The sequence below is a fragment of the Sphaerisporangium sp. NPDC088356 genome (assembly GCF_040685555.1).
GTDB lineage: Bacteria > Actinomycetota > Actinomycetes > Streptosporangiales > Streptosporangiaceae > Sphaerisporangium.
This window is the reverse complement of sequence record NZ_JBFBIK010000206.1, coordinates 1-6,236: the sequence shown is the minus strand read 5'-3', so window position 1 is coordinate 6,236 and position 6,236 is coordinate 1. Positions and strand designations below refer to the sequence as shown.

7 protein-coding genes are annotated in these 6,236 nt (G+C 72.0%); 1 reads left to right on the top strand and 6 read right to left on the bottom strand.

The genetic code is table 11. The features are described from left to right. Positions 1-177 precede the first annotated feature (177 nt). From AB0O34_RS35770 to AB0O34_RS35745, 6 genes are all read right to left on the bottom strand, one after another. Complete coding sequence (locus AB0O34_RS35770) at positions 178-603, bottom strand: HIT family protein (protein ID WP_363923260.1); 426 nt, start codon at positions 601-603, stop codon at positions 178-180. Next, positions 600-1,757: an acyl-CoA dehydrogenase family protein gene (locus tag AB0O34_RS35765; RefSeq protein WP_363923258.1), complete on the bottom strand. Its 1,158-nt coding sequence runs from the start codon at positions 1,755-1,757 to the stop codon at positions 600-602. Before AB0O34_RS35765 ends, AB0O34_RS35770 begins: the two co-directional genes overlap by 4 nt. A gap of 13 nt (positions 1,758-1,770) precedes the next feature. Then, positions 1,771-2,292, bottom strand: a complete 522-nt coding sequence (locus AB0O34_RS35760; RefSeq protein WP_363923256.1) for a MaoC family dehydratase — start codon at positions 2,290-2,292, stop codon at positions 1,771-1,773. Between the two features lie 81 nt (positions 2,293-2,373). Beyond that, positions 2,374-2,799, bottom strand: coding sequence for a DUF5335 family protein (locus tag AB0O34_RS35755; protein WP_363923255.1), 426 nt, complete (start codon positions 2,797-2,799; stop codon positions 2,374-2,376). Positions 2,800-2,825: 26 nt separating this feature from the next. Next, positions 2,826-4,289, bottom strand: coding sequence for a HAMP domain-containing sensor histidine kinase (locus AB0O34_RS35750; RefSeq protein WP_363923253.1), 1,464 nt, complete (start codon positions 4,287-4,289; stop codon positions 2,826-2,828). 29 nt (positions 4,290-4,318) lie between these two features. Next, positions 4,319-5,059: a response regulator transcription factor gene (locus tag AB0O34_RS35745; RefSeq protein ID WP_363923251.1), complete on the bottom strand. Its 741-nt coding sequence runs from the start codon at positions 5,057-5,059 to the stop codon at positions 4,319-4,321. A 135-nt stretch (positions 5,060-5,194) separates the two neighbouring features. On the opposite strand from AB0O34_RS35745, the gene AB0O34_RS35740 reads away from it, so the two are divergent. Then, a complete protein-coding gene (locus tag AB0O34_RS35740) occupies positions 5,195-6,235 on the top strand; it encodes a ferredoxin reductase family protein (protein WP_363923249.1) in 1,041 nt (346 codons plus the stop codon). The last annotated feature ends 1 nt before the right edge of the window (position 6,236 follow it).

Here is a 6,236-nt window from a genome sequence, read left to right as displayed (position 1 = left end):
GCGCCAGGCCCGTCTGGCAGGCGCCCCACCCTGATGGGTCACCTAGCTTGACGTTAATGCCACCGATGACCCTTTGGCCTGGTGCCCGAGTGGGTTGACGACCGCCTCGGAGGAGTAGGACTGTCCGAGCGGAGCGAGGCCCATTTTCAGGCGAGGGCCTGGGGGCCGCGTGGGGCGCTATGGGGTGGCTTCAAGGGTCTCGCGGATTCTTTTGGCGTAGGTGGCGGCTTCGGTGTCGTCTTCGTATTTGACTCTCGGCCAGAAGAAGCCGCGCAGGCCGTCCTTGCGGTTGCGGGGGACGACGTGCGCGTGCAGGTGCGGCACGCTCTGGCTGACGCGGTTGTTCATCGCCACGAAGCTGCCGGCTGCCCCGAGGCCCTCCTCCACGGCGCGGGCGACCGCCTGGACGCGCGCGAAGTACGGCCCGACCGCCTCGGCCGGCAGGTCGGCGAGGGTCTCGACGTGCTCCCTCGGGATGACGAGCACGTGCCCCTTGAACACCGGCCGGGCGTCGAGGAACGCCACGGCCACGTCGTCGGCGAGCACGACGTGGGCGGGCACGGCGCCCGAGGAGATCCCGCAGAACGGGCACGCGTCGGTCACCAGCCGAGCTTAGCGGCGCCGGACAGGAGGGAGCGCGCGATGACCATGCGCTGTACGTCGTTGGTGCCCTCGCCGATGGCCATGAGCGGGGCGTCGCGGTAGAGGCGCTCGACCACGTACTCCTGGGAGTAGCCGTAGCCGCCGTGGATGCGCATGGACTCCATGGTCACCCGGAGCGCCACCTCGGAGGCGAAGTACTTGGCCATCGCGGCCTCGGTGTTCACCGCACCGGCCGAGGACCGGTCGGCCGCCCAGTAGGTGAGCAGCCGGGCGGCCTGGATGTCGGTGGCCATGTCGGCGAGCTTGAGCTGGATGGCCTGGAAGTCCGCGATGGGCCGTCCGAAGGCCTGCCGCTCCCTCGCGTAGCCGAGCGCCGCCTCGTAGGCGCACTGGGAGACGCCGACCGCGCGGGCCGCGATGTTGATCCGCCCGAGCTCCAGTGCCGAGAGCACCTGCTGCATGCCCCGCCCCTCGGTCCCGCCGAGCAGGCTGTCGGCGGGCACCCGCACGCCGTCGAGGACCACCTCGCAGGTCTCGGTGCCCTTGTAGCCGAGCTTCGGCAGGTCGCGGCCGACGGTGAACCCCCGGTCGGCGTCCACCAGCAGCACCGACATGCCCCGGTGCGGCGGGGACGCCTCGGAGGTCTTCACCAGCACCGGCAGCGGGTCGGCGTGCCTGGCGTTGGTGATCCAGGTCTTGGTGCCGTGGATGACGTACTCGTCGCCGTCCCGCTCGGCGCGGGTCTGGATGCCCTGCAGGTCGGTGCCGGCCCCCGGCTCGGTGAGGGCGATGCCCGTACGGCGGGCCCCGCTGGCGAGGTCGGGCAGGTAGGCGGCCTTCTGCTCCTCTGTGCCGTACCTGGCGATCATCCAGGAGGCCAGGGAGTGGGAGCCGAGCACCCCCGCCACGCCCATCCAGCCCCTGGCGATCTCCTCGAAGACCAGGGCGAACGACACCCGGTCGAGGTCGAGCCCGCCGTACTCCTCGGGGATCGAGATGCCGAACAGGCCGAGCCGCCTGAAGCCCTCGACGATCTCCTCGGGGTAGCGCCCCTCGCGCTCCCACTCGGAGGCGACCGGCACGATCTCCTTCTCGACGAACTCCCGGAGGGTACGCCGGAACAGGTCCTGGTCCTCGTTCAGCTCGAAATCCATGGGGGCGTCCGATCTATTCGCTCTGGAGGGGGCCGGTCTTCGCCCGGGGGAAGTAACCCTTGTCGTGCGGGGCGTCCCGCTTGTAGACCATGACGGACCTGCGCCACGACATGACCTCGTCGCCGTCCTGGTTGAGGCCGCGCGTGCGGCAGGTGACGATCCCGGCGTACGGCCGTGACCTGGACTCGCGCTTGTCCAGCACGATCGACTCCGCGTACAGGGTGTCGCCGACGAACACCGGGTGGGTGAGCTTGATCTCCTCCCACCCGAGGTTCATCATCGCGTTCTGGCTGACGTCCATGACCGAGATGCCGAGCACGATGGCCACCGACAGCCCGGAGTTCACGATGATCTTCCCCACCGGGGCCCTGGCGGCGAAGTGCGCGTTGAAGTGGTTCTGGTTGGTGTTCATCGTCAGCAGCGTGAACCACGTGTTGTCGGCCTCGTTGATCGTCCGGCCGAGCGGGTGCTGGTACACGTCGCCGACGGTGAAGTCCTCGTAGTAGCGCCCGATGTGGGCCTCGTGCACGGTCACGCGGCCAGCCTCTCAACGCTCGCCGCGACATGCCAGCACGGCCCTCCCCCAGGGAAGGCCGGGGTTCGGGCGCGCGCGGGGTCAGGCGGTGCTCTCCTCGGGGGCCGGGAGCAGGTAGAGCGTCACGATGGTCTGGTTCCCCTCGGCGTCGAAGACGTCGAAGGCCCGGATGGAGCCGTGGGCCACGGTGTCGGCCAGAATGCGCTGAGGATGGTCGATGGCGTGGCGCAGGACCACCGGGTAACGCCCGTCGCGGCCCCCCACGCCCACCGAGAACTGATCGTCCTTGGGGTCGTACTCCAGGTAGGCCAGCGGTATCCTCTCCGCCTCGTAAAGGTCGCCGAAGTCCTTGCTCACCACCTCGACGGTCGCCTCGGCGCCCTCGTAGTCGCGGGTCATCGCGTCGAAGAACTCGCGCCAGTCGTCACGCGGAAGCTCAGGCCGCTGCTGGTTCATGGTCATGGTCTCCCTCGCCGCCGCCGTGCCCGCAGGCCGCGTCGTCACCATGCTCGGCGACCCCCCGGTCCGCCACATCACCCGATCAGGTAGGAGTCCGTCAGGGAGGGCTCTTCGCCGTGGAAGACGGGCAGCAGGATCCGGAACACCGTACGGCCCGGACGGCTCCCGACCTCGACCGAGCCGCCGTGCGCGCCGGCCACGGCCCTCACGATCGCCAGCCCGAGACCTGTGCCCCCGGAGGCGCGCGACCGGCCGAGGTCGGCGCGGACGAACCGCTCGAAGATCTCCCCACGGACCTCCTCGGGGATCCCCGGCCCGTCGTCGGCCACCGACAGCTCCACCCACGGCCCGGCGTCCGCCGGCGGGCCCACCCGCACCATCACGGTGGTGCCTGCGGGGGTATGCGTGCGCGCGTTGTCCAGCAGGTTGGTCAGCACCTGGTGGAGCCGGTCGGCGTCCCCGGCGACCGTGACCGGCTCCTCGGGCAGTTCGAGCCGCCAGCGGTGATCGGGTCCCGCGACCCTGGCGTCCCCCGCGGCGTCCAGGACCAGGCGGGTAAGGTCGACCTCCTCGCGCCGGAGCGGGCGGCCCGCGTCGAGGCGGGCCAGCAGGAGCAGGTCGTCGACGAGGTGGCCCATCCGCACGGACTCCGCCTGGACCCGATCCAGCGCGTGCCGCACCTCGGGCGGCACCGGGCCCGGATGGCGGCGGGCCAGCTCGGAGTGGCCGCGGATCGCCGCCAGCGGCGTGCGCAGCTCGTGGCTGGCGTCGGCGGCGAACCTCCTCAGCCGCTGCTCGCTCGCGTGCCGCCGGGCGAGGGCGTCGCCGACGTGTTCGAGCATCCGGTTGAACGACGCGCCGACCTGCCCCACCTCGGTACGGGGATCGGTGTACGGCACGCCCCTGGGCAGCTCGACCTCGCCGTCGGCGAGCGGCAGCTCCGTCACCCCGCGCGCGGTGGCGGCGACCCTGCGCAGGGGCCGGAGCGACACCCCCACCCACAGGGCCCCGGCGACCCCGGTCAGCACGAGGGCGACGGCGAAGACGCCGGCCTCGACGGCCTCCAGCCGGTGTACCGTGCCCTCCGCCTCCACCAGCGGCAGCCCGGTGACCAGCGTGTCGCCGTCGAGACCCGGCACGGCCATCAGGCGGTAGTCGCCCAGCCAGGACAGCCGGACGGTGCGCCCCCGGCCATCGGCCGGGAGCGCGGCCAGAGCCGCCGTGTCAGCGGCCGAGAGGGTCAGCGTGGGGCCGGTCGAGGAGGTGTCGTCGGTGTCCCGCTGCGGGGCGACCACCCCGCACTGGGTGACCACCCCGCCCACCAGCCTGGCCCCGAAGGTTCCGGCGGACTGCCCGCGCGAGTCGCCCTGGGAGTGCTCCAGACTGGAGGCGAACCGGCCCCTCGACGTGAAGAGCTGGTGGTCCAGGCCCTCCAGCAGCGACCGGTCGAGGGCGACGACGCTCACCACCCCCACCGCGGCGCACGCGCACGCCAGCAGGACCAGCAGCCCGGCGATGAGGCGGACGCGCAACGTCACGGGCGGCAGCGGGCGCGCTCCCGGGAGCCTCACGGCGCGGCCGGTTTGAGCACGTAGCCGACGCCGCGCACGGTGTGGATCAGCGGTGCCCGCCCGGCGTCGATCTTCTTGCGCAGGTAGGAGATGTACAGCTCGACCACGTGCGCCTGCCCGCCGAAGTCGTACGACCATACGCGGTCGAGGATCTGGGCCTTGCTCAGCACCCGGCGCGGGTTGCGCATGAGGAAGCGCAGCAGCTCGAACTCGGTTGGGGTCAGGTCGACCAACTGTCCGGCCCTGGTCACCTCGCGCGCCTCCTCGTCCATGACCAGGTCGCCGACGGCCAGCCTGTCGCCGTTGCCCGCGCGGGTCATGCCGGCCCGCCGGAGCAGGCCGCGCAGCCGCGCGAGGACCTCCTCCAGGCTGAACGGCTTGGTCACGTAGTCGTCGCCGCCCGCCGTGATCCCGGCGACGCGGTCCTCCACGGAGTCCCTGGCCGTCAGGAAGAGCACGCAGACCTGGGGGATCTCGGCGCGCAGCCGGCGCAGGACCTCCAGGCCGCCGAGGTCGGGGAGCATGATGTCCAGGATGACCGCGTCGGGGGCGAACTCGCGGGCCAGCCTGATCGCCGACGCGCCGTCGCCGGCCATCCGCACCTCCCAGCCCTCGTAGCGCAGCACGGCGCTCAGGACCTCGGACAGGTCGGGTTCGTCGTCGACGACCAGCACGCGGACGGGCGTCCCGTCGGGGCGCAGCAGGCCGGTGGCCGGAGCGGGCGTGATGTCCTCCATGAGGCTTACAGGGTCCTACCTGGACCGCAACGCACCCTATGCGATTCTTCTGAGAATCCTCTGAACGCCGCTCTTCATAGGAAAAGCAGAGATTGCGCTGGCACGGTGGCCGATATCTCGACGAAGGGGGTTTACGTGACCACCACGCATGCCAACCGGCGGCCGGGCCCCGGCGGACGGCACGCCTCCACCCCGCAGGCGCGGGCGTGGGGAGGCACCCGGCTCGCGCCGGCGGTGACCCAGGCGCTCATCGCCGCCGGCACCGTCGCCGTGGTGGGGCTGTGGTGGTCGGACACCCCGTCGGTCATCGGGCTCGGCGGCTGGCTGACCGGCGCGGGCCGGATCACCGGGCTGCTGGCCGGGTACGCGATGGTGGTGCTGGTCGCACTCATGGCCCGGGTGCCCGCGCTGGAGAGGGGGGTCGGCGCCGACCGGCTGGCCCGCTGGCACGCGATGGGCGGCCGGTACACCGTGGGGCTGGCCGTGGCGCACACGCTGCTGATCATCTGGGGCTACGCCGTCACGGCGCACACCGGCGTGGTCCACGAGACCGCGAGCCTGGTGCTGTCCTACCCCGACATGCTGAAGGCCACCGTGGCGGTGCTGCTGCTGGTCGGCGTCGGCGCCGTCTCCGCCAGGGCCGTACGAGCGCGCGTCCGCTACGAGACCTGGTTCTATCTGCACTTCTACACCTACCTGGCGGCGGCTCTCGCCTTCGGCCACCAGCTGAGCAACGGCGAGCAGTTCATCGGCGACCGCCTCGCCCAGCTCGCCTGGTACGGGCTGTACGGCGCGGTGGGGGCGCTGGTGCTGTGGTACCGGTTCATCACGCCCGTGGCGCAGGCGTTCAGGCACCGGCTGCGCGTCACGCACGTCGTGCCGGAGGCGCCCGGCGTCGTCTCGGTCTACGTGAGCGGCCGCCACCTGGGCGAGCTGAGGGCCGAGGCGGGCCACTTCTTCCGGTGGAGGTTCCTCACCCGCGACCTGTGGTGGGCCGCCAACCCCTACTCCCTGTCCGCCGTCCCGGCGAGCCACGAGCTGAGGATCACGGTCAAGGACCTGGGCGACCAGAGCCGGTCGCTGGGGCGCCAGCCGCCCGGCGTGCGCGGCCCCCCGGAGGGCCCGTACGGCGCGGTCACCCCCCGCCCGGCGTCCCGGCCCCCCGAGCGTGTTTAGC